The organism is Enterobacter cloacae complex sp. 2022EL-00788, assembly GCF_026627565.1.
Classification (GTDB): domain Bacteria; phylum Pseudomonadota; class Gammaproteobacteria; order Enterobacterales; family Enterobacteriaceae; genus Enterobacter; species Enterobacter pasteurii.
Genome location: NZ_JAPNMC010000022.1, coordinates 38,237 through 64,065, shown reverse-complemented (window position 1 = coordinate 64,065; position 25,829 = coordinate 38,237). Strand labels below are relative to the sequence as shown.

Sequence of the window (25,829 nt, the reverse complement as noted above, 5' to 3'; positions counted from 1 at the left end):
GTCCGGCGCAGAGCACCGCGTGGCCGCGCACCTACGGCCCGCAGACGGCGAAGGTTGTCGGGCCGCAGGGGGAGAGCATCTGGACGGACAAATACGGTCGCGTGAAGGTGAAGTTCCACTGGGACCGCCTGGCGAAGGGTGATGACACCAGCTCCTGCTGGGTGCGCGTGTCGAGCGCGTGGGCGGGCCAGGGCTACGGCGGGGTGCAGATCCCGCGCGTGGGCGATGAGGTGGTGGTGGACTTTATCAACGGCGATCCGGACCGGCCGATTATCACCGGGCGCGTGTACAACGACGCGAGCATGCCGCCGTGGGCGCTGCCGGCAGCGGCGACGCAGATGGGCTTTATGAGCCGCTCGAAGGATGGATCGGTCGATAACGCCAACGCCCTGCGCTTTGAGGACAAGGCGGGTGCGGAGCAGGTGTGGATCCAGGCCGAGCGCAACATGGACACCAGCGTTAAAAATGATGAAACGCACAGCGTCGGCGGCGAGCGCAGCCACTACGTGAAGAAAAACGAGCTGCACCGCGTGGAAGCGAACCAGACTCAGGCCGTGAAAGGCGGCACCGAGATCCTGACGGGCAAAGGCAAGCTGGATGCGGCGGTGGAGCAGTACGTTATCGCTTCCGGGACTAAGCTGAGGCTGGTATCCGGCGAGAGCGCGATTGAACTCAACGCGAACGGCAAAATTAGCCTGATCGGCAAAGAGTTTAACTTCTTCGTTGAAGGGGATGGTCATATCACCACGGGCGGTAAGCTGCACCTGAATACCTCTGGTACCAAGCCGGGCACAACGGCACCGGGCGCAGGGCACAAAGGAGATATTGATGCTGCAGTGCAGGAGAAATTTGCGCCGCCAGAGAGCGCTAAGCGTCCTGCTCCCGTTGCAGCTGCAGTAGCTGGTCAGTCGAAATCCGCTCCAGCTTCAGCATCAACAACAGCCCCACCTTTGAAAGGGAATTATGTTTACAAAAATAATCCGAATGGCTCAGATGTTATGCCTTTCAATGACGACGTGGTGAAGGAGATTAATAAGTCGCCGACTCTTCAAACCCAGCTAAAAGATTTGAAAGACAAGGGATGGGCCATTCAACCTGGCGCTACCGGAGGGGGGAGTTATGCTGATTCGGATAATAAATTGATCGTTATGGATCCCGAACATATGGAAGACACAGCCACGACGGTACAAACGCTGGCCCATGAAGCAGGACATGCCACGTATCCTGTAACTGCTGATTATTCGAGTAAAGAAAACTTCATTAACAGCCAGCTTATGGATGAAGGTGGTGCAACATTAAATAATATAAAAATACAGCGAGAAATTCTGGGAAATGGCGGCATCGATATTGACATTGCGGGAAGCCCTGAAAATTTAAAGGCTTATAATGCAGCCTATGATAAAATGATAAGTGGCGAGTTGTCGCGCGTTGATGCTGCTAAAGCTATAGGTAAAGTCTACGGTAAGGGCGAAATAGCTTCAGGAACCGATCTCAATTACAACGATTATTATGGGGGTTTCTATGGTAAGTAGAATGACAAAAAATACTATCCTCTTTTTGCTCCCACTATTTTCAACATTTTCTTATGCAGGACAAACGGATATGAATCAAGATTCCTTATGGCAAGTAGTCAAAGAGCTTAAAACAGTTTGGGGTAAACAAGCCGAGGATGTGAGTAAACTGCTCAATCAACCGCTAATCAAAAAAAATCCAGAAATAAACGATCGTTATACATCGGCTCCATTTACATTATCGGATGGGACACGAATCAGCGATGTAGATGTTCGTTTGTGGGGGAATGAAGATAATAGTGTTTCACTTGTTTCGTTTGTCATTGAGCATCCTTGCATCACCCTCGACCAGGTCAAAACCCATTTCCCCGATGTTAAACTGTCTAATATTCCTCGCGGGAAAACTTCCGGGCAATCGGTTGGATACCGAACCGCTACAGATGAGCGAGGGCTAGCGTGGTCATTTAGTTTTCCGGTAATGGATCAAGAGTGCCTTAAGCGCGTCGTTTTGTCACGTTACGATAGTTAATAAGCATTACACTTTCCAGCCGGTACGGTTATTTCGGTACCGGTTTTTTCGCATCTGCAAGAAGTGCAGATAAAAGATCTACGTTTACCGCTCTTCATCTTTCTCAATATTAATCATCCCGAGTTCACTTATGAAATATACCCTCCAGGAAGGTTCGTTTTCCCTTTTTCCTGCGGCCTGGCAGGATAACAGCATGAACATTATTCGCGATGACGAAAGCGGGCTGTCCGTCGTGGTCAGCCGCGGCGTTATCCCGGATGGCTGCGATTATGAGAAAGAGTTCCACCGCCAGTGGGACGTGATGCGCCCTCAGATGGGCGAGATCGTCCAGAGCGAATTCCAGCGCGTGAAAGCCGGGCCTGACGGCAAAATCAACGGGCTGGAAGTTGAAACCAACTTTGACCATAACGGCCAGCGCCTCTGGCAAAAACAGCTGGCCGTGCAGACGCCGGGCAAACCGGTGTTGATGATTTTTACCCTTTCAGCGCTCAGAGCATTCACTGAAGAGGACGAGGGGCGCTGGAGCGCGCTTAAGCAGAGCCTGACGCTGAACGACAACCGGAATGCGTAAGGCATGAGCGATAACAACGCGGCCCGTAAGGGTGACGAGATTATTCATTCCAGCATCTTCGCGGATATCACCAGCATTGTGGCGGAAGGTGCCGCTTATGCGGTAATCGGCGCGGCGGTGGGGGCAGCCGCTACCGTGGCGGCACCATTGCTGGGGGCAGGGGCGGCAGCCGCAGGCGTGGCGGCGATTGGCTCCAGCTGTCTGTTAAGCGGCATCATTGGCGGCGTGCTGGCAAACGTGGCGGGGATCACAGACGATATCAGCAGCGCTGCCGAGGGGTTAGGCAATGCAATTTTCCCTCCGTCGCCTGCGGGTAAAATCACTACCGGCTCCGACAACGTTCTGACGAATGCCATCCCCGCCGCGCGCGCGGCCGGAACGCTCACGCCAGCAGATACGCCTTCACCTGAACCGCAGTCGCCGGGCAGCTTTGCCGATTACGCGGGCATGCTGCTCTCCGCTGCCGGACAGTTTGGCAGCGAAATGTGGCAGCCGAGCGTGGCGTCTGCCGCCGCGGGAACCTCACCGCTGGAAGAAGACAAGGTGGCGTGTGAAAAGCACTCCGGACCGCAGTATCTGGCGGAAGGCTCGAAAAGCGTCTTCATTAACGGCCAGCCCGCGGTGCGTGCGAAAGATCGCACCACCTGCGAGGGTACCGTTTCCGATGACGTCTCCCCGAACGTGATCATCGGCGGCGAGACGCTGACGGTCCGCGATATCAAAAGCGGCAAAACGCCGGGGCTGGCGCTGGGGATGATTGCGCTCTCCCTGCTGCGCGGGCGTCCGGGCAAGATTTTAAAAAACATGCCCTGCGCGCTGGCATCTGCCGGGGGCGGTATGCTGGCCGATATGGCCGTTAACGCCGTGTTTGGCTCCTCGCACCCGGTTCACGCGGCCACAGGCGTAAAGGTGCTGAATGACGACGATGAGCTTGATTTCTCGCTTCCAGGCCGCTTCCCGCTTCGCTGGCAGCGCAGCTACAACAGCCTGACCACCCGCGAAGGGCTGTTTGGCCTGGGCTGGGCTACCGCTTTCGACAGCTATCTGACGCTTGAAGAGAACAGCGCGACCTGGTTCGACGAAACCGGACGTGAGCTGAGCTTTGAACTGCCGCCAGTGGACCGCGCGTTTTACAGCATCAGCGAAGGCATTATTATCCGTCGCAACGAGAGCGGCGACGTGGCGATTGCCGACGATGACGGCGCGGTGTGGCGTCTGTATAAACCGACACGCATGAATCCATCCGTTCTGCGTCTGGCCTCGCTAAGCGACGAATACGGCAACGCGCTGCTGACGGAGTGGGACGAGCACGGCAGGCTGGTTGGTCTTCACGATGAGCCGCGGGCGATAGACGTTACACTTCGCTATGAGGACGAACGGTTCCCGCAGCGCGTGACCGCTGCCAGCCATTTTGACGGCAGCCGTACCTGGCCGCTGATGCAGTGGGCCTATGATGCGCGCGGCCAGCTGGCGAGCGCGACGGATGCCTCTGGCGTTGTCACCCGCGAATACCGCTATAACGACCACGGCCTGATGGTCTGGCACCGCCTGCCGGGCGGTCTTGAGAGCGAATACCGCTGGAAAAAATTTGACCACTGGCGCGTGGTGGAGAACCGCACCAGCACGGGCGACGGCTGTCGCTTCACCTACGATCTGGACGCCGGATTGACCACCGTCGATCACTATGATGGTCAGAAACGTCAGCACTACTGGAACGCGCAAAATCTGATTGTCCGCTACGTCGACGAGCGCGGTGAAAACTGGCGCTACGAGTGGGATGACAACGAGCTCCTGACCCGCCGCATCGATCCGCTCGGGAACGCCGTTACCTTCGTTTATGACGAGATGGGCAACCGGGTGCAGGAGATCGACCCCGACGGCAATGCCCGCACCACCACCTGGCTTGAGCACCGCGCGCTGCCGTCTGCGATTATCGAAGCCGACGGCAGCGCTACCCGTTTCTGGTACGACGAACATCACGGCCTGAAGCGCGTGGTGGACCCGATGGGGCAGATCACACTGCTGCGCCGGGACGAGTTTGGTCAGGTTGTTGAAGAGGTGGATGCCGCCGGAAACAGCCGCTATCAGGAGTACAGCGAGGCGGGACAGGTGGTGCGCGCGACGGACTGCTCTGGCCGCACCACCCGCTATAGCTATCATCCGCTGGGCTGGCTGATGACCGAGACGGGCGCCGACGGTGAAGAGACGCGCTATCGCTACGACGCGGCAGGGCGCCCGGTGCAGCTCGATCGCCCGGAAGGCTGGACGGAGTCGCTCAAATGGAACGAACGCGGCCTGCCGGTGAAGCATGCCGGCGCTGACGGTAAAGAAAGTGAGTTCAGATACGATGAGGCCGGGCGCTTAACCGCCACGCGTAATACTCAGGGTGAAGAGGTCCATCGCCGCTGGGACAGCCGGGGGCGTCTGATTGCTCTTGAAAACGAAAACGGCGAGGCATATCAGTTCCGCTGGGGGCCTGACTCGCTGCTGCTCGAAGAGGTGGGGCTGGACGGTGTTACCTCGCAGTATCGCTACGACGCCTGTGGGCGCACCATAACGCGTACCTTTGCCGCCGGTCATCCGGAGGCCATTACCCACGCCTTTGCCTGGAGCGCGAGCGGCCAGCTGGTCGCCCGCACCACGCCGGAAGGACAGACCCGCTACCACTATACCCCGTCAGGGCTGCTGACCCGGATTGGGCTGCACCCGGCGCTTTCAGCCGACGCGTGGAGCGCCGAGGCAGAGCAGGAGCTTGCCTTTGAGTATGATGCGCTCGGTCGCGTCACGCGCGAAGCGGGCGAGCACGGCGAGCTGGTGTGGCAGTACGACGCCCTGGGCAACCGCACCTCCGTTACGCTGCCGGATGGCCGCGAGCTAAAACAGTTCTACTACGGCAGCGGACATCTGCTCGGCATTGCTCTCGATAAGCTGTCGGTCTCCGACTTTACCCGCGACGAACTCCACCGTGAAACAAGCCGCACGCAGGGGCTGCTGACCACCCGCAGCGAATACGACCGTCTCGGCCGCCTGCATCGCCGGGACGTCTTCACCGGTAACGCCCAGCGCCCGTCGCCGCGCCGCTGGTCCCGCCGCTGGGATTACGACTACCGCAATAACCTGGTGCGTGAAGAGCGGGACGATAACCCGTTCAGCTGGTACCGCTGGCAGTACGACAGCGCCGGGCGACTGCTCGTTCAGGACGGCACGCTGCCCGGGCAGGAGCAGTGGCGCTGGGATGCGGCCGGTAACCCGCTCGACGGATCTGCTGAGAAGGTCACGCACAACCGCCTGACGCAGCTGAACGGTATTCGCTGGCATTATGACATCCACGGGCGCACCGTGGAGAAGGATAACGGTCAGAATCGCTGGCACTACCGCTATGACGGCGAACATCGCCTGACGGAGGTGATTAGCCAGCCGCGGGATCGCAACAGGCCGCAGACGCGGGTCAGCTTCCGCTACGACCCGCTCGGACGCCGCATCAGCAAAACGCGCCAGCAGATGCTGGGCGGACAGCCAGTCGGCAAGCCGGTCACCACCCGGTTTGTCTGGGAAGGGTTCCGCCTGCTGCAGGAGCTGCACGGAGACGTGCCGCTGACCTATGTCTACAGCGACCAGGACAGCTACGACCCGCTGGCGCGCATTGACGGCGTTGATGCCCCGGAGATCTTCTGGTTCCACTGCCAGCCCAACGGCACGCCGGAGCGAATGACGGATATCGAAGGGCAGGTGCGCTGGGAAGGCGTTAACAGCGCCTGGGGCAAGCTTCTGCGGGAAAGTGAGACGCAGCTATCAGGATATCCCCAGAACCTGCGCATGCAGGGGCAATACCTGGACCGTGAGACAGGGCTGCACTACAATCTGTTCCGGTATTACGACCCGGACTGCGGACGGTTTACGCAGCAGGACCCGATAGGGCTGGCGGGAGGGATAAACCTTTACCAGTATGCGCCGAATGCGCTGGGTTGGGTGGATCCGTGGGGATTGAGTAGGTGTTCTGGAGGCACCCGGTTAACTGTCAATAAACCGAAGATTTTAAGCAGCACAAAGCTGTCGTCAACTGAGAGAAAATTCCTCGAAAGGCAGTTCATGAAAAAAATGAATGCATTAAACCGAGCGGCTCAAAGAGGAGAGTTAGTTTGGTCTCCAGGCACCCATGAAGTTAGGATTTCATCTTTGCAAAGTTCTTACAGGCAAGCTGTTTCTGCACGATTTGAAAGGATGTTTGGCTCAACTCCTGATCTAAGTAAGTTAAACGCTGATCATCCTGTTGATTTAATTGTGGGAGGTTCGCCTACACAAAGATTACAAATGCTGAATGAAACAATTAATAAAAGTGTCGGTAGTTCTTTAAAAAATGCAGGCAGAAAGGCGGGGCTTCAGCCTGGGGATGCCATCAGCGAAATAATATTTCAATAGGGGGTAAAGTGAATAAATTAATTAATATACAGACAGATACTGCCACATTAGTTATTTATGATTTGATGTCATTAAAACATAGGATTGATGATGATGCAGATTGGTGGAGTCTTCCAGAAGATGAAATTGAAGAAATAAATAAAGGTAATGTATTATTTCTCAATCTTGGAGATGATGGTGTTTATAAAGTCCTTATTAAAAATGATGTTGATGAATATGCCGGGGCGCTATTTTTAAAAGTACCTTCTGGAAAGGTTTTCATTGGAGCAGGAGAGGATGTTACGGGCGGAGATCTTGAGCCTGATGATTCAGATGTTGTATCAGGTGAGTTTATTACTTTAGAACCTGGTAGTTACGAAGTTAAATACAAAAAGCAAGGTTCAGATGTTCTAATTTCTTTTACAAAAGCAACGTTTACTGAAAATTCATTAGAAGAGGGAGTTTATCTCTGAATTAAATCCACGCCTTGGCGTGGATTTTTTCATTCAAAACTAATCAAACGTTAAATAAGAAGTTCATCACATCGCCATCATTAACGATGTAATATTTACCTTCAGTACGCATTCGGGCTTCCTCTTACGCTCCTTGCTGAATCTTACCCTCAATAAGCTGTCAGTATACCCGCGACGAACTTCACCGTGAAACAAGCCGCACGCAGGGGCTGCTGACCACCCGCAGCGACTACGACCGTCTTGGTCGCCTGCATCGCCGGGACGTCTTCACCGGTAACGCCCAGCGCCCGTCGCCGCGCCGCTGGTCCCGCCGCTGGCGTTATGACATCGTGGAGAAGGATAACGGTCAGACCCGCTGGCACTATCGCTACGACGGCGAGCACCGCCTGACGGAGGTGATTAGCCAGCCGCGGGATCGCAACAGGCCGCAAACGCGGGTCAGCTTCCGCTACGATCCGCTCGGACGCCGCATTAGCAAAACGCGCCAGCAGATGCTGGGCGGTCAGCCAGCCGGTAAGCCGGTCACCACCCGGTTTGTCTGGGAAGGGTTCCGCCTGCTCCAGGAGCTGCACGGAGACGTGCCGCTGACCTACGTCTACAGCGACCAGGACAGTTACGACCCGCTGGCGCGCATTGACGGCGTTGATGCCCCGAAGATCTTCTGGTTCCACTGCCAGCCGAACGGCACGCCGGAGCGAATGACGGATATCGAGGGCAGGTGCGATGGGAAGGCGTTAACAGCGCCTGGGGCAAGCTTCTGCGGGAAAGCGAGACGCAGCTATCAGGATATTCCCAGAACCTGCGCATGCAGGGGCAATACCTGGACCGTGAGACAGGGCTGCACTACAATCTGTTCCGGTATTACGACCCGGACTGCGGACGGTTTACGCAGCAGGACCCGATAGGGCTGGCGGGAGGGATAAACCTTTACCAGTATGCGCCGAATGCGCTGGGGTGGGTGGATCCGTGGGGGTTGAGTAGATGCAATACAGGGAAAAAACCAGGGCCGCAACTTCCTGGAGGAATTGCTGAAACATTTGATAAAAGCATTTATAAAAACAGGCAGCTAAAAAGAGACGAGACTTTTTATAAATATCATGGTGTAAATAATAGAACAGGAAGAAAAATCTCTTGGCTGACAAATGAAAAATACAATTCCGAGGATGTGTTGCGAGAAAAGCTAGCTATTCGCCATGATTGGGGTGTAAATATTACTAATGTATCAGAGTTTAGAGTTCCTAAGGGAACTTGGGTGAGTGAAGGTCCTGCTGCAGCTCAAGGGGCAGGATATCCTGGGATGGGATACCAGGCTGTGGTGTCAAATCTTCCAAGAGCATGGGTGGTTAAAACTTTAAGGGTTCCCTGGTAATGAATGTGAATAACTTAAAAAACGCACTTGAAAAAATAATTTTTGAACTTAATGCCAATGCTAAACATGAATCGGCAAATTTTTTTCAAACTCGTTATGATCAGATAATAATTTTTGGAGACGAAATTGCATTGGAAATAGTTGAAAGTCTGTCAACATGCAGAGCTATGGCTCAATACGCAAACTTTTCCCTCAGGGAAGAAAAACTTTTAGATGATGTTGTTAATTACGCACTTGATATTAAAAAAAAGATGCCCTGATATTAAGCAAAGGGAAGGAATGATTTTTTGCGAGGTTATAATTAAGTGGTTGTCTTTTTTTGAAATTCTCACTCCAACCACAGAAACAGACAATTTTTAATAAAAGAGCGCAAAAATAATCACTATTAACCGGCTGATGTATTAAAATTAAAGCTAGCATCAATCAATTCATCTGCGTGCGGACGAAATTAGCCTTCGAAGCAGTCTTGCCCCAGTCTGTTACAATTTTGTACACTAAACCATGATGATAGACACTGTTCTTTTGAGGATTTGTTGGACTTATTTTTCTTAAGTGCGATTAGGCTCTAAAACTGTCTGCTAAGAGCCATTGCTGCAAGCATGGTCTTTAGCTGGTTCTAAAACTTGATCTGCTCACTCATCTTGCTATCCTTAATATGATATGAAGCTTTAAAATATTCACAGCATTGTAAAACTGCATTTTGCAAGTGTATGAAGATGGTAATCGTAATCCTTTACTTTATTGAAATATCACCGGATAAATATGATGTATTTCTTAGAAAGAAAAGATGCTGAAAAACTTCTCCATAAATTTTTAAAGAATACTTTAAAAAATCAGGCTGATATTGATAAGCTAATGGGGCTGGCAATTAATCATGATTTCGGCATTCCTATGAAAGGAATAATTTATGAATATGATAAAATGGAGAAAAATAAACCAACCAAACAAGATTTAGAGGATCTTAACACATTGATGCATTTTTATGGTCCGTGATTAGAAATATGATGCCATTCTTCTATAAGGATATATTTATAGACCTAGACACATCATCTATGACGAAAAAAAGATGATTTTCATGAGTATTCAGATAAAACACTCATGCCCTAAATCAAATTGCGATGTTATTTTCAAAAATAAACACACTAAACCTCTTTGGAATCTTCAGAACGATTTGATAATTGATGCTTTATATAATATATATCGGGATTTAAACTATAACATATCGAGATCATCTGAAAATTTCTTATTAACGTAATAAAAATATGTATTAAGAGCGAAGATGATCGCTTACTTCAATTTTTTAAAGAAAAAGACGTGCTCGAGTGGATATGCTGCACAAGAAGCGGACGCTTAAGTATACCTTGCTTAGACCTCGCAATGGTCGACTCAACACGCCAGTTAGTCTTTGCGTTAAGCGAGCCAAAGCCATAACCAACCGTTTTGACCATCTTCAATGCTCAGGGCGAAAAACTATTTTGGTCTGCACCTCCTGAAGGCGCGACTTTTTATTACTTAAATAACGGCATTGAGAAAAACTGGGCGCTATTGTTTAGCCCAGCTCTAATGGTGTACAATTAACGACTTATTAGTTGCAGGAAAGTTACAGTAATTGTAATTATTAATAATTTTACTGATTAATTAACGAATGCGAACCAAATGGAGATAATATTTATTTGGGTATGTAATTTATTCATTTATAGATGAAGTTATATGAAAAAACAATATTTAATTGATCAGTTAAAGAAAATTGAAAAGCTCATGCGCTCCTCTTTACCCTCTGAGTATAAGCGCTTTATGATTGAGAACGTTAAGGATAGTGACTCTTATGAAATTCAACGAGCAAATGGTGACCAGCTATATGTTTTCAATTGTTTTGACTTACTAGAAAGAAATGATACATATACTATTCAAGCGGTTGAGCCTGACGTTTTATTGATTGGTCAAGATGCTGATCTGGGATACTTTTTGAATTTGCGCAAAGGTACTGATGAGATTTATTCTTTAGATCTTGGAGCGTTAGGAAGTCTGGACATGGATAAAGAAAGTAATAGTATATTGATGCTATAAATCTTTACTTATCAAAGATATAGTTCAGAATAATGGAAAATCTCGCCAAATCGTGGATTTTTTTCAAAACAAATCAAACATAATGAGCTACTGGAAGCGAATCTTTCAGTTCTGGTTTTATGAACATTAAATCAGCCGCACACTGATAGACATCAAGTCCTGATTCATCGCTAATTGTACTGACATATTCTACTGAAATCCGCACATCCTTATCCAGCATCATACCTTTCCCGACTGTCTTAATGGCAATATCCATGACCAGATTTTTTCGTCATCACTACTACACCTGGCATTTACTCGCCATAGCCAGCAAACTACCTGCCAAGCCTGTTCTTTTCATCTAATATTCCTTCGTTAATTAACGATACTTTTGCCATCCATTGCGCCTCCCGCATAAACTTCACAGTATCCAGTTCACCAATTACTGCAGTACACTGGCTGGAATTGTCGTTCCAGACCCAGTGACGCTTCTGGTTTTTATCCAGCAGCTATCTACTTTGCCGTTCCCTCCATGTTGCATACCCCCAAACCATCCCCAGCTGAGACATTAATGTTTAGCTCTGCGTACTGCCCCGGATTCAGGGTGAGTATCGCTCCGGGCTTTACGTACTGCTTTACCGCAGCTGAAAGCGTTGTGGCACCATCAGTGACCCCATCAGTTTTCTCCGGCGTTCCCTGGTACGGGTTCAGCACGGTATACGAGCAAAACCGTGAGGCGCACCGGTGGTGTAATCGCGGGTTCGTCGTCATCGGCTTCAGCGAATGGGCGCGCCTGATCTGGTGAAAACCTATCGAGGTCACCGTTTATCCCGTAGTGAAAAAGCGGGGTGTGAACAGGCCCTGGCTCCCTGAGAAGCGCACTTTCAGAACGCGGGGGCTAGTTAACAGAAAAAATCCACGCCGGGGCGTGGATTTTAAACGTCACTCTCGTGAAGAGGGCCAGGCGTGGTTACACGTGACTTTAGTAATCGCTTCCGATGTCGGATTCAACGTCGCTGACGTAGTTTTTACCGGTGTTTGACGCCTCAACAAGTCGCTGGTAACTGTTTTCCAGCTTCTCTTTCCTGGCGACGAGCCTGCTAATGCTATCTTCATGACGAGCCGCTGACTGTTTAACTTCAGGGTCAGCCATAAGCTCGGCTTTTTCTTCAATACCTTTCTTAAGCGCGGTTGTATGCTCAATTGTGCTATCGATGAAGTTAATTCTCTTCGCTAACGTATTCAGGGCGCGGTTTTCGGTTTCACCCATCTCTTTGACACCGTCCTGATATTGCGCAATTCTAGCGTCATATTTTGACTGCAGCGGCGAACGTTCTTCAGACTTAATGGCCGCGATCCGCGCGTCTCTGGCAGATTCCATACGGCTAATTTCATGTTTAATGGCTGCAACCTCATTTTTAGCGTTTTGATATTTCTTAATGCGAGTGAGGAACGCTGCTCCGTTGTCGCTCAGCACTTCTTTTGTTGTCGTAGCAGAATAGGAGCGTCGACCCTCAACCACAATGGTCTTGGTACCAAACATCTTTTCAGCATACTCAGGCGTAGCCATTGTTCTCTTGAGGAATTTATTATTTTGCGCTTTGGCCAAATCATTAATAACGTCGGTCTTCCCAAGATTATTAAGGAATTTAAAGAGCTCAGGCTCACGTTTATTAATTCTACGAATGTCAACCTTCAGTTTGTCAATCTCACTATTTGTTTTCTGGGTCAATCTATCAATGCGTTTTTCTTGATCTTCACTAATTTTCTGCGGAGTGATCTGTTCTAATTTATGCTTCTCGATAGAGACAAACTCTTTTGCTTCATTTCGTTTGTCAATCATTTCGTGAACCAGGTTTTTATCAGATCTGGCGCATTCCAGTTGACGATTTGCCGCACTCGTCTTGAGCGCGATCTCTTTGCTGAGATGATCAACCTCAATTTTTTGGCTTGCCTGAAAGATACGGTTGCCAATATTGTTCAGCTGCGTGAGTTTCTTATCGTGGATCTTTGATTCCTGCTTTTCAAGCTTGTCCTTGACATTTTCAATAAACGACTCCACTTTTTTGGAATCTTTAATGTCAAAGTTTTGACGCATTCGATCGCTGAGACTTGCGAGTAATTCTTTACTATTAGCGACGCTGCCCATTTTATCCAGCGTTTTATTAACGGTTTTAAGATCGCTTTTGTGCACCCGCTCGGAGGTTCTTAGGTTATCAAGGGCAGCAATAAATCGATTTTGTTCACGTACAGTTAACGACATAATTTCCTCGCTTGGCATTAAATTACAATATAAAACCGTTCACAGGACCGGTTTAGCTGTCGGGATGTATAGTGTCATGCGCCATCGTGTGCTTCTTGCAAAAAACGCTTTTTACTGAAAAGAGGATATTTTTGCGGTGTCGTTTTTTGAAAGTTGTGCCAGTAAAAATTAAGTAGATTAAAGCCACTAACTCTATGCGGATAATGTGTGTGTTGGTGTTATCTATTAACTTTTACAGGAAAGAATAACGATGCAATTAACCAAATGGGCCTGGGCGCTTGGCATGACGACTACCGTACTCGTCGGTCAGGTACAGGCGGCCGATCAGGGGCACGGCAAGGTCACATTTACCGGCGCAATTATCGACGCCCCTTGTTCAATTACCCCCGATACCATTGAACAAACCGTTGACCTGGGTGAAATTTCCAACAAAGCGCTGGCGAACGGCGGGAAATCGCGTCCGCGACCGTTTGATATCAAGCTGGAAAGCTGCGATCTCGCTGGCCTGACGGATAAAACGGTCACCATCACCTTCACGGGATCGGAATCAAGCGCCCAGCCAGGCTATCTGGCGCTGGTTGGCACGGCCAGCGGCGCGGCTATTGGCATTACCAATGACAATGGCACCAACATCCCGCTTGGTACGCCGAGCTCGGTCACCAAAACCCAGCAGGGTGATAACACCCTTACCTATGCCGCTTATCTGCAGGGGAACGGCGCCACGTCCTCCGTTGTGCCGGGTGAGTTTACCTCGGTTGCCAACTTCACCCTGGCTTACCAGTAAGACGACGTTGGCCTTGCGGCCGTCTGGTTCGGTTTTTTTGCGGGAAATCTATGAAACGTAGTGCTTCATTTGTCACGCCTGTGCGGCTGCTGTGGCTGACATTGCCCTTCGTCTGCGCGGGCGTACCGGCGGCTAACGTTACCGGCCAGGGGCATGGCAAGGTCAGCATGCAGGGGGCGATTATCGATACGCCCTGCGCGATCAAAGTCGATAGTCGCGATCAGGCGATCGACCTCATCACGCTGCCGTTAGATCAGATCATCAATGCCGGCGTCGGGCCATCAAAGCCGTTCAGCATTCACCTCGAGAACTGCGCGCTGGAACCGATGCTGCCAAACCATCCTGACTGGTCACATTTTCGCGTCACCTTCGATGGGGCCATCACCGATGGCTCGCTCTTCGCGCTTCGCGGCGAGGCCCGCGGGGTCGGTCTGGAAATTATGGATGCCGCAGGCAACCGCATGCGGCCGGGAATCGCCTCCTCTTCGGGGCAGCTTCAGCCTGGCGCCATGCGCCTTGATTACAGCCTGCGGCTGGTGGGTAACCACCAGAAGCTGCGCGCCGGGGCGTACCAGACTACGGTGCGTTTCAAACTGGATTATTTTTGATGAGGCACGTTTTTAATTTTTCGGGCATTGCCGTGCTGGTCACCCTGGCCTTACAGGGAGGGATGACCAGTGGGTATGCGGCACAAACCATTCAATTTAATACCGACGTGCTGGACGTCAGCGATCGGGCGCATATCGACCTGAGTCAGTTCTCTCGCGCCGGTTTTATTATGCCGGGGAATTACCAGATGGTGGTTCGCCTGAACAAGACCGAGTTGCCCGAACAGCCGCTCAGTTTTCTGGCGCCGGATGATGATCCAAAGGGCAGTGAGGTATGTCTGACGCACGACCTTGTGGCGCTGCTTGGACTTAAATCAGCGCTGCAAAGCACGCTGACGTGGTGGCATCACGGTACTTGCCTGCAGCTGGCGAGCCTGCCGGGCGCCAGCCAGCGTGCCGACCTTGGTTCTAATACGCTGTACCTGAGCATTCCTCAGGCCTATCTCGAATATACCGCTGAGAATTGGGATCCCCCCGGCAGCTGGGATGAGGGGATTGGCGGGGCCATTTTTGACTATAACCTTAACGGTCAGTCTTCGCGGTATGCAACGGGGAGCCGCCGCGAGATGAAATCACTGACGGGTAACGGCACTACCGGTTTTAACGTCGGCGGCTGGCGGGTGCGTGCGGACTGGCAGGCGCGCTACAGCCACAGCGCTGGGTCGTATCAGGACAATCAGCGCGAGTGGGCGTGGAGTCGTTACTACGCGTGGCGGGCGCTGCCGTCCTTGAAGTCGAAGCTGATGATGGGGGAAAACTATCTCAACTCGGGGCTGTTTGACAGTTTCCGCTACACGGGAAGCAGCCTCGAATCGGACGACAATATGCTGCCGCCCAACCTGCGCGGCTATGCGCCGGAGGTGGTCGGCGTCGCGAGGACCAACGCGAAGGTCACTATTAGCCAGCAGGGACGCGTGCTGCACGAAACCACCGTGGCGGCGGGCCCGTTTCGTATTCAGGATTTGAACACGGCGGTTTCTGGAACGCTGGACGTGGAGATACAGGAACAGGACGGCACCGTTCGCCATTTCCGGATGGATACTGCCAATATTCCCTATCTGACGCGGCCTGGCACGGTGCGTTACAAGCTGGCGCTGGGCAAGCCGTCGGATTACCGCCACAACAGCGTGGGGCCGGGATTTGCCACGGGGGAATTTTCGTGGGGGATCAATAACGGCTGGTCGCTTTACGGCGGCAGCCTGCTGGCGGGTGACTATAACGCGGTGGCGACGGGCGTCGGTCGTGACCTGCTGGCCTTGGGGGCGGTCTCGTTTGACTTCACCGAGTCGCGTGCCGTGTTGCCGCAGACGGGCAGCCGGTCCGGTGGCTCCTGGCGCCTTAGCTACTCCAAACGCTTTGACGAATACGACAGCCAGGTCACCTTCGCAGGCTATCGCTTCTCGCAGCGTAACTTTATGAATATGTCGGAGTTTTTAAGCGCGCGCTATCACGGTATAGCGGGAAATAACAATAAAGAGCTCTATACCATTGCTTTCAATAAACAGTTTCGGCAGCTGGGGCTTAGTGCGTATGTGAACTATAGCCACCAGACCTACTGGGACCGCCCGGATAACGATACCTACAACCTCTCGCTATCCCGCTTTTTCGATGCCGGACAGCTTAAAAATCTTGGTCTGACCCTGTCGGCCTATCGCTCTCTTTTTAACCATACACGCGACGATGGCGCTTACCTGAGCCTCTCGGTGCCGTGGGGTAATGGGGGCACGCTCAATGTCGATGGCCAGGCGGGAAGTTCAGGCAACGGGGCGATGATTGGCTATTTCGACAACATTGACGCAAACAATACCTACCGGATTAAAGCCGGGGTTGCCCGGCAGGGCCGGGCAGCCAGCAGCGGGTACTTTACGCACAAGGGCGACGTTGCCGAGCTGACCGCTAATACCACCTATGAAGAGGGGCGCTATCGCTCCTGGGGCGGAGCGATTCAGGGGGGCCTTACTGCGACGCCAGAGGGCGTGGCGATGCATCGGGTGAGCAGCATGGGTGGAACGCGAATGATGGTTGATACGGCGGGCATTGCCGGGGTACCCGTCCGCGGATACGGCACGGGAACCCAGACGAACCGCTTTGGCAAGGCCGTGGTTGCGGATATCAGCAATGGCTATCGCAGCAGCGTCAGCGTGGACGTGAACAACCTGGCCGACAACGTCGAGGCAACGCGGTCGGTGGTTCAGGGAACGCTGACGGAAGGGGCCATCGGCTACCGCCGTTTTGGAATGATTGCCGGGGAAAAGGCGATGGTGCAGCTGCGTCTTACCAACGGCAGCGTTCCACCGTTCGGAGCGACGGTGCTCAGCCATCGTGAGAGCCAGGCCGGGATCGTCGACGATGACGGCATGGTATGGCTAACGGGGATGGTCAGCGGGGAGTCGATGCGGGTGATGTGGGATGGGCAAACGCAGTGCGTAGTAACGCTGCCTAACCCCCTGCCGACCGGCGTCCGCGTTCTGCCGTTAACCTGCCGGCCGCAGCAGATATAGCGTTTCAGCCATCCGCGACCGCGGTGAAAACAACCGGGCAACCGTATTCTGCGGTGGCCCAACAACAGCGAGTATATCCGTATGAAACATCATTTATCGTTCACGGGGATCGGAGCAGTGCTGATCTCCGGGCTGCTTTGCCAGAGCGTGCAGGCTGCCGTTACGCTTGACCGCACGCGGGCAGTGTTTAACGGCGCGAACAGGTCGATGAGCTTGAACATATCCAACCAGAACAAGGCGTTGCCCTACCTGGCGCAGGCGTGGATTGAGGATGAAAAGGGGAACAAAATCAGCGGGCCGCTGGCGGCGCTGCCGCCGCTTCAGCGGGTAGAGCCCGTGGCTAAAGGGCAGGTAAAGCTGCAGCTTACCGATGATGCCCAGTCGCTGCCGCAGGACAGAGAATCAATTTTCTACTTTAACCTGCGTGAAATTCCGCCCAAAAGCAGCAAGGCGAACACCCTGCAGATTGCGTTGCAAACGCGCATCAAGCTTTTCTACCGTCCGGCCTCGCTGCAGCTTGACCGCAATCAGGCCCCGGATCTCTGGCAGAAAAAGCTGGTCTTAACCCGCCACGGCGAAGGCTACCGCGTCAATAACCCCAGCCCTTATTACGTGACGCTGGCTGCTGCGTACAATCAGCCGGGCGGCGCGCCCATTGCCGGGTTTGACCCGGTGATGATTGCCCCTTTCTCTGAATCGCCGCTCACCGTGAAGGCGGGGGCGCTCGGCAATAAGCCCATTATGACCTGGATTAATGACTATGGCGGCCGGCCAAAGCTGATGTTCAGCTGCGCGCACGATGTTTGCCGGGTTGTTGACAGCAGGGCTGGATAAGCACGATGAATGAAACGACAAAACGCGCCGCGGTGCTGCTTATCGCAAGCGCGCTCGGGCCGGCAATGACGGCCTTCGCCGACGCGGATAGCTGGGGTGTGGAAGGCGAGCACGGCGAACTGCACGTTTACGGAGAGTTTGTAGAGGGTGCTTGTCGCCTCGATATGGTCTCGCAAAATCAGGAGATCGATCTGGGGCGCATAACGACGTCGCTTCTGCAAAAGACGGGGTCACGCGGGGAAGCGCAGGCGTTTATCCTGCGGCTGCGCGACTGCGTCCATGTCGGCGGCAATATGCTTGATTTGCGCACGGGCAATCGCTACTGGGATAGCGCACAGCCAATGGTTAGCGTGACGTTCACCGCCCCCGCCGATCCGGACACGCCCGAGCTGGTTAAGGTCAACGGCGTAAGCGGGATGGGCCTGCGTATCACCGACAGCGCGGGCCGGGACATTCGTCTTGGTCAGCGCGGCGTGCCGCATTTTATCGTGCCGGGAAACGGTGCGATGCTGTACCGCGTGCAGCCGGAACGCACGGCCCAGGACCTGTCGTCCGGCGAGTGGCGCGCGACGGTAGGATTTGAACTGGACTATGACTAAGGAGCGCGTCATGAAATGTCTGAGCCGCGGCGCTAGCGCGCTGATGATGGTGGCCGCCGCCGGCGCGACCGCCGGACCGGGATCCAGCAACGTGGACATCGCCATTTCCGGCGAGGTGATTGCTACAGCGTCCTGTACCTTTTCCAGCAACGAGCCGATAAAGGTCGAATTTGGCGATGTGTACATCAATGAGATCGTGGGGACGGCGTATCGTCAGGCGATCCCGTATCAGGTGAGCTGCCAGGGCGACCCGGATGGCAAAACGGTGCAGCTGCAGGTATCCGGCACGCCCGCGGGTGGCGATACCAGCAGGCTGCAAACCGATGCCAATGGGCTGACGATAAAGCTGCAAAACGGCAGCGCGACCCTGCCGCTTAATCACTGGATCGATTTTGATAGCAGCAGTCCGCCTTCGCTGTATGCGGTGCTTGAAAAGGAGAGCGGCGCCCGGTTTCAGGACGGCCAGGCATTTAACGCCACGGCAACCCTGAAAGTGGCCTATAACTGAGGCAAGAACGATGATTCACACCCTCCTTAATCGCAGCCGGGCGCGTCTGCGCGGCGCTATTTTTACCCTGGTGCTTTCTGCCTGCGGGCATGCTTTCGCCGTCGCGACCGGCGACAGTAGCGACATCGCGTTTCACGGGACGCTGAAAATTCATCCCTGCCACATCAATAACGACCGTGACCTGAGCATTCATTTCGACAATGTTGGTATCCACAAGGTCGACGGGCAGCGCTACAGGCAGACCATCAGCTACCAGCTGGTTTGCGATGATATCGATCCAACCTGGCGTTTGACCATGATTGTGAAGGGTAGCGCCGCCTCCTTTGACGCCAGCGCGCTGAGCACCAATGCGGCGGGGCTGGGGATCCAGATCCTTCAGAACGGGCAGCCGTTTGAGATCAACAAGGCGCTGGATATTACCTATCAAAATCCGCCAACCCTTGAAGCGGTACCGGTAAAAGATCCGAGCGTCAGCGAGCTGAGTGAAGGGGCGTTTAGCGCAACCGCGACGCTGCTGGCGGAATACCTGTAAGGAAATAGCATGGACATATTCTACACGCGGCGCGGGGCGCTGGGATTACTGTTGCTTATCATCACCCACGCCGCGTGTGCGGCGGAGGGCGGCGTAAAAGAAGTAGGTAATAATCTGCGGTTTGACGGCCAGCTGGTGGCCGATCCCTGTGAGCTCGATCCCGCCTCCGCGGCCATAACCCTCGATTTTGGCACGGTAATCGATACGTATCTCTATCTACATACACGCACCCACGCGCAGCCGTTCGTCATCAAGCTCAGGGAGTGCGACCTGACGCTTGGCAATCAGGTTGAAGTGACCTTTAAGGGCGCTGAGAGCGCGGAGCTCTCCGGCATGTTGGCCGTGACGTCTCCTGCCGATAGCGGTCTGGCCATCGGCATGTCGCTGCCGGACGGCACGCCTTTACCTTTCAACAAGACGGTAAAGGCGTTTTCACTTCAGAACGGCACCAGCGAGCTGGCGCTGGAAGGTTACGTGATAGGTGAACCAGGCGCGCTCGCCAACCGCACACTGCGCCGCGGCGAATTTAGCGCGCTGGCGACGTTTGAGCTTAATTACCCCTAGGGAAAATCTTATGAAGATAAAATTGCCGTTGCTGGCAATTCTGCTGCTGCAAAGCGTGGCGGCGTCGGCCTATGAGTGTGACAAGATTGGCTGGCACGGCGGCGACGCCGATATCCATATTAACGTCAGCTCAGATGTTAATACCGGTAAAAACAGTATCGTCGATCTGGCGCCCCAAATTACCTGCAAGAATACGGCGGGACAGGACGGCTGGATCGACACCATGTGGCTGGGGGCCGATGGGGTAAAGCTTGAAAGCGGTATTTTTAAAAACCTTAAATATGGCGTCACGATTTCGGGGACCGAACATCCTGCGCCGGTATCTGAAACGAAAATCTTCGATCTAAACAATGGTGAATCCAGACAATTACCCGTGGTGCTTTATTTTGAACTGACGTCGCTCGGGGAGGAGATTCACATCAAGACCGGCGATAAGCTGGGGAGCCTGCGATTCGTGCAGACCAATAATAAAGGCGAGCGTCATAACTATACCTGGACCCTCTACGCGTCGAACGATGTGGATATTAATACCTCGACCTGTAGCGTTATGTCTGGATCGACCTTTAACGTGGATTTAGGGCAGATTGAACGCGGTGATATTGTCTCAGGCGGGACGTCATCGCAAACTGTAAGAAAAGATTTCAATATAGTTTGTGACGCGGCGCACACTGTGGATTTTGATGTCAAAATGAGCCTCTTATCTCCGGCCTGGAATAATAAGGCGATTAAAACCAATAATGATAATCTGGCTGTGGAAATGCGATGGAATGGGAATGCGATCGCCAACGGAGATAGCCAGAAACTCAGCGTCACGAATGGCAGTTTCACCGTGCCGTTGAGCTTTACTCCGGTGAAACCGGCTTCGGTCAGCTATGAGAATATTGCAACAGGGGCATTTTCCGCATCGGCGACGATGATTCTGACGCAGTACTGACAGGCTAAGTGGCGTTTTTTGATAGAGTGGTTTCCTGGATATATGTTAAATTTTTGACCATGGATTGGGTCGGGAAAAGGAGTCAAGGTTAGCGACAGATTCGACTCCAGAATGCAGTGACTATTCATGTAGCGTGAGGACATTGCTTTATTAGCGGACAAGGATGTTCCGCATTTTTTTTAAACGGCATACGATAATATGTCTATCAGGGACAGATTTAGCTTAATTTAAAGATGTGAATCATATGCTATTTTTCAGCTTGCTGAAGGAGTATATGAAGTTGATTTTAATTGAATGTAAATAAATAGTGTGATTTGTTTTGACGATTAACGTATGGGCATCGATCGTTTAAATCAATTATAAAACTATGGATTTACTGTGTTAAGATGATATTTTTACAGAGTAAAGCATTATCCATAATATTCCATCTGACACATATTAATACCGCAGGTAATTATATTGGTGAGCTGATAATGTAATTGTCCGTTTAGGTATCGTTTAATTAAATAAATGTGAAATGAACTAATCAGTTGTCGATTAAATGTCTAGAGGCGTGGGTTGAGGCTTTCGGCCATGCATTTTCTTGATGGTATGTTCACTCATCAAATGAAATGACTGAGGGATCTAAATTGAAAAATAGCTCAACGAAGCAAGGCAAGATTTTCTTTCTTGATTACACTTTTAATCCGGCATTAAGAACCTTACAACGCGAAGATACAATCCTGCAGTTGAGAAAAAAACAGTCAGACGTTCTGGCCCTGCTTTGCGCCAAATATCCATCCCCGGTTTCTCAGGACGAGTTTCTTTCGGAAGTTTGGGATGGCAGCTATGTTACCTCCCAGAGTATTGCGCAAATGATACGCTCATTACGCATTAGCCTTAAAGATGAATCTAAGAACATTATCGTCACTATTCCAAAGTTAGGCTATCAGCTTACCGCCGAACCCACCTGGGAGGCGTCGCTATCAGAGCCCGAACTGGAGCCTGACACGCTAAACGAACGTTCCCCGGCGGCAGGAACGATTGAACTGGACAACATCTCTTATTCAGCTAAACCCATTACCAGCTATCAGCCCGCTCCCCCCACAACGTCAATGACGGTTGTATCCTATGTGCCACAGCACAAGCCGGTGGGGCGAAAGCTGACGTCAAGGAAGTGGTTTATTTTCGCCGTCGCAACGTTAAGCATCTTTTTGGCGGGGGTGGCCATGGGGGCAAGGGGATATGCACAGGATCTTTTTGAAGAAAAGAAGGTCTTCTTTTCTGGCGGACTGCTGGCGCAGTACAGTAAGACCAGGCTTATGGATAATTATTTATACTGTTGCAAAACGGATCACGGACTGGTTTGTAGCCCCAGGGCGTCCATGCTTATGGGAAAATGCACGCTGAATACCGAAGCTATCAAAGCAGACTAATCTCAGGCTCTGAATCTTTTACTCGTTAAATTAGCCTTAATTTAAGATAAGTGACGGCGTTATTTACCTCTCTATTCCAGATCATGCTGACTAAAACAATAACGCAGGCCAGCGCCTGCGTTATTGCTTTAACTTACCGGCATGAGAAAAGCGTTGGGACGCTGTGCGAGGGGGGAACGGCAATTTTGTCGAGGGTGGCCGTCTGATGGGCAATAAGTGAGACGATGTTTCGCACATACTTTTCACGCTGAGCTGCCGTTCGTGAATGGTAGCTGCCAATGCCGTCCCAGGTATAACCATAACGCTCAATTTTCTGCTTTAGTATCCAGGTTCCCGAGAACACATTGGCGCAGCTGTCCTTGCGCAGGCGCTGCTCATCAATCCCCCGGCTTTTGAGACTGCTAAAATGCACCGTGTTAATCTGCATGATGCCGACGTCCACGGTTTTATTTTTATTGAAATTCAGCGCCTGCGGCTGATTCCTGGATTCGTGCCAGATTATCGCTTTGATAAGCAGTGGGTTGACCTGGAAACATTGTGCTGCCTGAGTAATACAGTCGCCGTTTTGAGCGAAAGCATGAAAAGAGAGGAAGAAAGGGCTGGCGAGAGCAATAACGGTTTTAATCTGCATAATGTAAATACCCGGCGCTACGCCGGGTCTGGGCTGAATGAATTAGAGGGAAGTATCGTCGTCGGTTTTGGTGAAGCTTTTGTACAGCATGTTGTTGTAAAACATATTCACGCCAAGCATCTGGGTCGTCATCCTGTCGAGGGTGCTGTCGGTATATGTCTTATATTCCGGGTCTTTGCGCAGGGTGCCATCAGCAATGAGGATCGCCGAGTTTAGCTGCTGCATTGAAATCTTTTCACCCGGGTCGGCCAGATTTTTAAGCTGTGCGAGCACCTCATTGAGTGAACCTTCAGGCTGGTTTTGTTTAAAAAAATCCAGCACCTTAGTGTTAAAATTGCTGCCCGTAGCGTTTTCTTCATCTGATGCGCTGGAGTATGCGGCAAGCGCCGCAGCGGAGACCGGGTTAATCTGACTCATCGTGCTCTTCCTGTTGATGTTCTGAATAAGTGGAGGTGAGGGGGATTTGGTTACTGAGGCCAATAAGTTGACTGGCGATATCTCGCAGCACGTCAGGGGCCAGATGGGACATCACCGCTTCGGTGGGAGCAACCTTTTCATCGGCATGATGTAGCCATTGGCGACAGAGTGATTCACTGGGAAAGCGGATGGCATCCATATCATTTTGCACGGTGATATGGTTGTCATCGGTGAACTGATAGTTTGAGGCGTCGGCGCCTTCCGGCAGCTTCACGGCAGTGGGGATGATGATCCGCAGCGCCTTCTGATGACCGCACTTTTCCTGTAAATGATGAATAATTCGATTCACGATCATCGTGTCGTGCAGCGCGCCTTTAAGCGCATCACCGACCTGCTCGCGGAACTGCATCTGGTGCTGGCGTTGCAGGCGCTGATAATCATCAATCAGTGCCACAAGCTGGTCGAAGAACAGGCGAAAACCGGCTTCAAAGCCCTGTTTTTCACAGCTCTCTCGTAGCCTGATGGTCTGTAGTTCATATTCCGCGTGAATTTCACTGCAGCGGCTGAGGGTTCGTTCCAGCGCTACGGTCATTCGCTGATGGCGAGTCCGTTCACCGGACTTAACCACAACCTGATTATCGATATCTTCAGGTAAGGTATCAGTAGTAATGGTTCGCATAGGTCAGGGCCATTCGGAGTAGATTGATATGGTTAAGCGTTTTTCCCGCCGGCAGCGGTTCAATAGACATCCCCGCGGGGAAGTGCAGCAGCAGGCGCTGTCGTAGCGCCTGAGGTAATTCTGGGAACTGGCTCAGAATAAACGCCAGCCCGCAGGAGGTAGTTGCCATTGAGGTCCGGCCGCCGGGATCGAGCGCAATGCCGTGGGGCATTGGCAATGAAATAAAGGCCAGAAGCCGCGGATCGGACATTATCAGCGCGCCGCGCTTAAGCAGATGATTTCGCATGAGATAGCCGCCGATCAGGTGCGCCGTTTCGGGAATCAGATGCCAGCACGACAGCATCTGCGACAGCGTTTTATTATCAGACCGCCACGCTGGCGGAAGATGGCTGAGTTTACCCTGACGGAGAAGCCACAGGTTACGCAGCGTCGGGCAGTCGATATCGCCATAGGCTAGCGCTTGCGGAAGATGGCTCATGTGGGCATACCCGGCCGGCGCATACAGGATAGACATCATGTGCTGATCGTCGGCTCTCATGGTTCTGCGTTCTCCGGTGCGAGCGGCTCTGCGCTATGCTCTTTTTCAACCGGAGGACGGCGGCTGACGCGGTAAAGCATGTAGCCAGAAGTGACCGCTCCGCACAGCGCTAGCGCAACGAGAATGAGTATCCAGGTGGCAGGCAGAGCGTCAGGGACTTTGGTTGGCGTGACGTACTGGATCAGCGGTGCCGGGAACAGCACAACCGAGATATTTTCATAACGCACGTCATCAAAACTGTTTTTAATTAGCGATTTAATCTGCGAGATGAAGAGGTTATCGTCAATTTCACCTTTATAGGTGATTATCACCCCAACGTGGCCTGTTGGCGTTCTGCTGCTGTCATTGTTGAACGCCGGATAGCTCACGTGAACGCGCGCGTTAACGACCTGCGCTATCATGCGCAAAGATTGCTCAAGCCTCTGCTCCTGAAGAGAGAGAACGCGCGCCTGCTCGGCATTAGGGGAGGAGACCAGCGCGCCTTCGGGAAAGGCCTGGGCTATCTGCACATCAGCGGACCACGGTAGCTGGTACTGGTTGATGATTGACAGCGCGGCGGTACTTTCGGACTTGTTTACCGCAACGGTATAGCCCGCCTTGAGCGTGCCTTCCTTACTGGCAGAGATATTGTGCTGTTGCAGGACGGCCAGCACCTGATTGGCCTGTTCCTGGGTCAGATTGAATAGCAGCTTTTCGTCATTACAGGCGCTCAACATAAAAGCAAAAAAGACAACCGCCAGGGTGCGGAAAAATGTAGTGCTCATTATTGCGATTTTCCCAGGGTTTCAATTGTGCTAACCCCCTTACGAGCCAGCGTACTCACCAGAGAGACATAGTTGCTGTACTCGCCAATATAGCTCTGCAGCATCAATAATTTTTGCGGGTCGCTGGTGAACTGGGGCGACTGGCTGAGCGTATTAATCACATTCTTGAACTGCATGTCGGTGTCGCTGATCTTATTGAACGTACTGGCAACCAGATTGTTAAAATACTGGTCATGTACCGTGACTGAGGTATTGTCCTCCGGATTGATACCGTGTGGGCTCAGGCGAGTTAATGCTGACAATGCTTCGATTGGCTGACTCATAAAATCTCCAATAAAAGGAAAGGGTACGAAAATATTCG

The 25,829-nt window shown here is 52.2% G+C and carries 27 protein-coding genes and 2 pseudogenes; 20 read left to right on the top strand and 9 right to left on the bottom strand.

Going from position 1 to position 25,829, the window contains the following annotated elements:
- From OWK27_RS23080 to OWK27_RS23060, 5 genes are all read left to right on the top strand, one after another.
- Positions 1-1,532: type VI secretion system Vgr family protein (locus tag OWK27_RS23080; protein WP_267591299.1), on the top strand; the 1,532-nt coding region annotated here is incomplete at its 5' end.
- 1 nt (position 1,533) lies between these two features.
- Positions 1,534-2,040 (top strand): hypothetical protein, encoded by a 507-nt coding sequence (locus tag OWK27_RS23075; RefSeq protein ID WP_242172436.1) that lies wholly within the window; start codon positions 1,534-1,536, stop codon positions 2,038-2,040.
- Between the two features lie 130 nt (positions 2,041-2,170).
- Entirely contained in the window at positions 2,171-2,611 is a 441-nt protein-coding gene (locus tag OWK27_RS23070) for a DcrB-related protein (protein WP_242172437.1), read from the top strand.
- Between the two features lie 3 nt (positions 2,612-2,614).
- The gene (locus OWK27_RS23065; protein ID WP_242172440.1) at positions 2,615-7,030 is read left to right on the top strand and encodes an RHS repeat-associated core domain-containing protein; all 4,416 of its coding nucleotides are present in this window, start codon (positions 2,615-2,617) and stop codon (positions 7,028-7,030) included.
- 8 nt (positions 7,031-7,038) lie between these two features.
- Positions 7,039-7,482 carry a DUF6386 family protein gene (locus tag OWK27_RS23060; protein WP_252003852.1) on the top strand — a complete coding sequence of 148 codons (444 nt, stop codon included), beginning with the start codon at positions 7,039-7,041 and terminating at the stop codon, positions 7,480-7,482.
- A 43-nt stretch (positions 7,483-7,525) separates the two neighbouring features.
- Here OWK27_RS23060 and OWK27_RS23055 read toward each other — a convergent pair.
- Positions 7,526-7,606: pseudogene (locus OWK27_RS23055) on the bottom strand (DUF933 domain-containing protein); the annotation flags it as partial.
- A 40-nt stretch (positions 7,607-7,646) separates the two neighbouring features.
- Between OWK27_RS23055 and OWK27_RS23050 the strand changes: the two are divergent.
- From OWK27_RS23050 to OWK27_RS23035, 4 genes and pseudogenes are all read left to right on the top strand, one after another.
- A pseudogene (locus OWK27_RS23050) lies at positions 7,647-8,851 on the top strand (RHS repeat domain-containing protein); the annotation flags it as partial.
- A gap of 5 nt (positions 8,852-8,856) precedes the next feature.
- On the top strand, positions 8,857-9,111 hold the full coding sequence (locus tag OWK27_RS23045; RefSeq protein WP_267591298.1) for a hypothetical protein: 255 nt from the start codon (positions 8,857-8,859) through the stop codon (positions 9,109-9,111).
- Between the two features lie 502 nt (positions 9,112-9,613).
- Complete coding sequence (locus OWK27_RS23040; protein WP_242172442.1) at positions 9,614-9,844, top strand: hypothetical protein; 231 nt, start codon at positions 9,614-9,616, stop codon at positions 9,842-9,844.
- 717 nt (positions 9,845-10,561) lie between these two features.
- Positions 10,562-10,918, top strand: coding sequence for an SMI1/KNR4 family protein (locus OWK27_RS23035; protein WP_242172444.1), 357 nt, complete (start codon positions 10,562-10,564; stop codon positions 10,916-10,918).
- A 73-nt stretch (positions 10,919-10,991) separates the two neighbouring features.
- Here the strand turns inward: OWK27_RS23035 and OWK27_RS23030 are convergent, their stop codons facing one another.
- Complete coding sequence (locus tag OWK27_RS23030; protein ID WP_242172446.1) at positions 10,992-11,174, bottom strand: hypothetical protein; 183 nt, start codon at positions 11,172-11,174, stop codon at positions 10,992-10,994.
- Between the two features lie 327 nt (positions 11,175-11,501).
- Here OWK27_RS23030 and OWK27_RS23025 point away from each other — a divergent pair, with 327 nt between their 5' ends.
- Positions 11,502-11,702 carry a hypothetical protein gene (locus OWK27_RS23025; RefSeq protein ID WP_267591297.1) on the top strand — a complete coding sequence of 67 codons (201 nt, stop codon included), beginning with the start codon at positions 11,502-11,504 and terminating at the stop codon, positions 11,700-11,702.
- Positions 11,703-11,879: 177 nt separating this feature from the next.
- Here OWK27_RS23025 and OWK27_RS23020 read toward each other — a convergent pair whose 3' ends face one another.
- The gene (locus OWK27_RS23020; RefSeq protein ID WP_252003850.1) at positions 11,880-13,160 is read right to left on the bottom strand and encodes a hypothetical protein; all 1,281 of its coding nucleotides are present in this window, start codon (positions 13,158-13,160) and stop codon (positions 11,880-11,882) included.
- 250 nt (positions 13,161-13,410) lie between these two features.
- On the opposite strand from OWK27_RS23020, the gene OWK27_RS23015 reads away from it, so the two are divergent.
- The 10 genes from OWK27_RS23015 to OWK27_RS22970 all read left to right on the top strand — a co-directional run bounded on the left by OWK27_RS23015 (position 13,411) and on the right by OWK27_RS22970 (position 22,439).
- On the top strand, positions 13,411-13,944 hold the full coding sequence (locus tag OWK27_RS23015) for a fimbrial protein (protein WP_176610095.1): 534 nt from the start codon (positions 13,411-13,413) through the stop codon (positions 13,942-13,944).
- 50 nt (positions 13,945-13,994) lie between these two features.
- Positions 13,995-14,552, top strand: coding sequence for a fimbrial protein (locus OWK27_RS23010; RefSeq protein WP_252003849.1), 558 nt, complete (start codon positions 13,995-13,997; stop codon positions 14,550-14,552).
- Positions 14,552-17,053, top strand: coding sequence for an outer membrane usher protein (locus OWK27_RS23005; RefSeq protein ID WP_252003848.1), 2,502 nt, complete (start codon positions 14,552-14,554; stop codon positions 17,051-17,053). Before OWK27_RS23010 ends, OWK27_RS23005 begins: the two co-directional genes overlap by 1 nt.
- Positions 17,054-17,128: 75 nt before the next feature.
- Entirely contained in the window at positions 17,129-17,887 is a 759-nt protein-coding gene (locus tag OWK27_RS23000) for a fimbria/pilus periplasmic chaperone (RefSeq protein ID WP_420713030.1), read from the top strand.
- Between the two features lie 5 nt (positions 17,888-17,892).
- The gene (locus OWK27_RS22995; protein WP_252003846.1) at positions 17,893-18,486 is read left to right on the top strand and encodes a fimbrial protein; all 594 of its coding nucleotides are present in this window, start codon (positions 17,893-17,895) and stop codon (positions 18,484-18,486) included.
- 10 nt (positions 18,487-18,496) lie between these two features.
- Entirely contained in the window at positions 18,497-18,994 is a 498-nt protein-coding gene (locus tag OWK27_RS22990) for a fimbrial protein (protein ID WP_176610098.1), read from the top strand.
- Between the two features lie 10 nt (positions 18,995-19,004).
- Complete coding sequence (locus OWK27_RS22985; protein WP_252003845.1) at positions 19,005-19,526, top strand: fimbrial protein; 522 nt, start codon at positions 19,005-19,007, stop codon at positions 19,524-19,526.
- Positions 19,527-19,535: 9 nt separating this feature from the next.
- Complete coding sequence (locus tag OWK27_RS22980) at positions 19,536-20,090, top strand: fimbrial protein (protein WP_252003844.1); 555 nt, start codon at positions 19,536-19,538, stop codon at positions 20,088-20,090.
- 10 nt (positions 20,091-20,100) lie between these two features.
- Positions 20,101-21,024 (top strand): fimbrial protein, encoded by a 924-nt coding sequence (locus tag OWK27_RS22975; RefSeq protein ID WP_242172460.1) that lies wholly within the window; start codon positions 20,101-20,103, stop codon positions 21,022-21,024.
- 629 nt (positions 21,025-21,653) lie between these two features.
- Positions 21,654-22,439 (top strand): winged helix-turn-helix domain-containing protein, encoded by a 786-nt coding sequence (locus tag OWK27_RS22970; protein ID WP_242172462.1) that lies wholly within the window; start codon positions 21,654-21,656, stop codon positions 22,437-22,439.
- 133 nt (positions 22,440-22,572) lie between these two features.
- On the opposite strand, the gene OWK27_RS22965 is transcribed toward OWK27_RS22970, so the two are convergent.
- The 6 genes from OWK27_RS22965 to sctI are packed head-to-tail and all read right to left on the bottom strand — an operon-like array spanning position 22,573 to position 25,791.
- A complete protein-coding gene (locus OWK27_RS22965) occupies positions 22,573-23,070 on the bottom strand; it encodes a lytic transglycosylase domain-containing protein (RefSeq protein WP_148419579.1) in 498 nt (165 codons plus the stop codon).
- A 42-nt stretch (positions 23,071-23,112) separates the two neighbouring features.
- Positions 23,113-23,487: a type III secretion system protein gene (locus OWK27_RS22960; protein ID WP_126765275.1), complete on the bottom strand. Its 375-nt coding sequence runs from the start codon at positions 23,485-23,487 to the stop codon at positions 23,113-23,115.
- The gene (locus OWK27_RS22955) at positions 23,474-24,166 is read right to left on the bottom strand and encodes a type III secretion protein (RefSeq protein WP_242172464.1); all 693 of its coding nucleotides are present in this window, start codon (positions 24,164-24,166) and stop codon (positions 23,474-23,476) included. The genes OWK27_RS22960 and OWK27_RS22955 overlap by 14 nt, the downstream gene beginning before the upstream one ends.
- Positions 24,147-24,704 carry a type III secretion protein gene (locus OWK27_RS22950; protein ID WP_242172466.1) on the bottom strand — a complete coding sequence of 186 codons (558 nt, stop codon included), beginning with the start codon at positions 24,702-24,704 and terminating at the stop codon, positions 24,147-24,149. The genes OWK27_RS22955 and OWK27_RS22950 overlap by 20 nt, the downstream gene beginning before the upstream one ends.
- Positions 24,701-25,468, bottom strand: a complete 768-nt coding sequence (sctJ, locus tag OWK27_RS22945) for a type III secretion system inner membrane ring lipoprotein SctJ (RefSeq protein ID WP_176610102.1) — start codon at positions 25,466-25,468, stop codon at positions 24,701-24,703. The genes OWK27_RS22950 and sctJ overlap by 4 nt, the downstream gene beginning before the upstream one ends.
- Positions 25,468-25,791, bottom strand: a complete 324-nt coding sequence (sctI, locus tag OWK27_RS22940) for a type III secretion system inner rod subunit SctI (RefSeq protein ID WP_112011574.1) — start codon at positions 25,789-25,791, stop codon at positions 25,468-25,470. Before sctI ends, sctJ begins: the two co-directional genes overlap by 1 nt.
- Between the last annotated feature and the right edge of the window lie 38 nt (positions 25,792-25,829).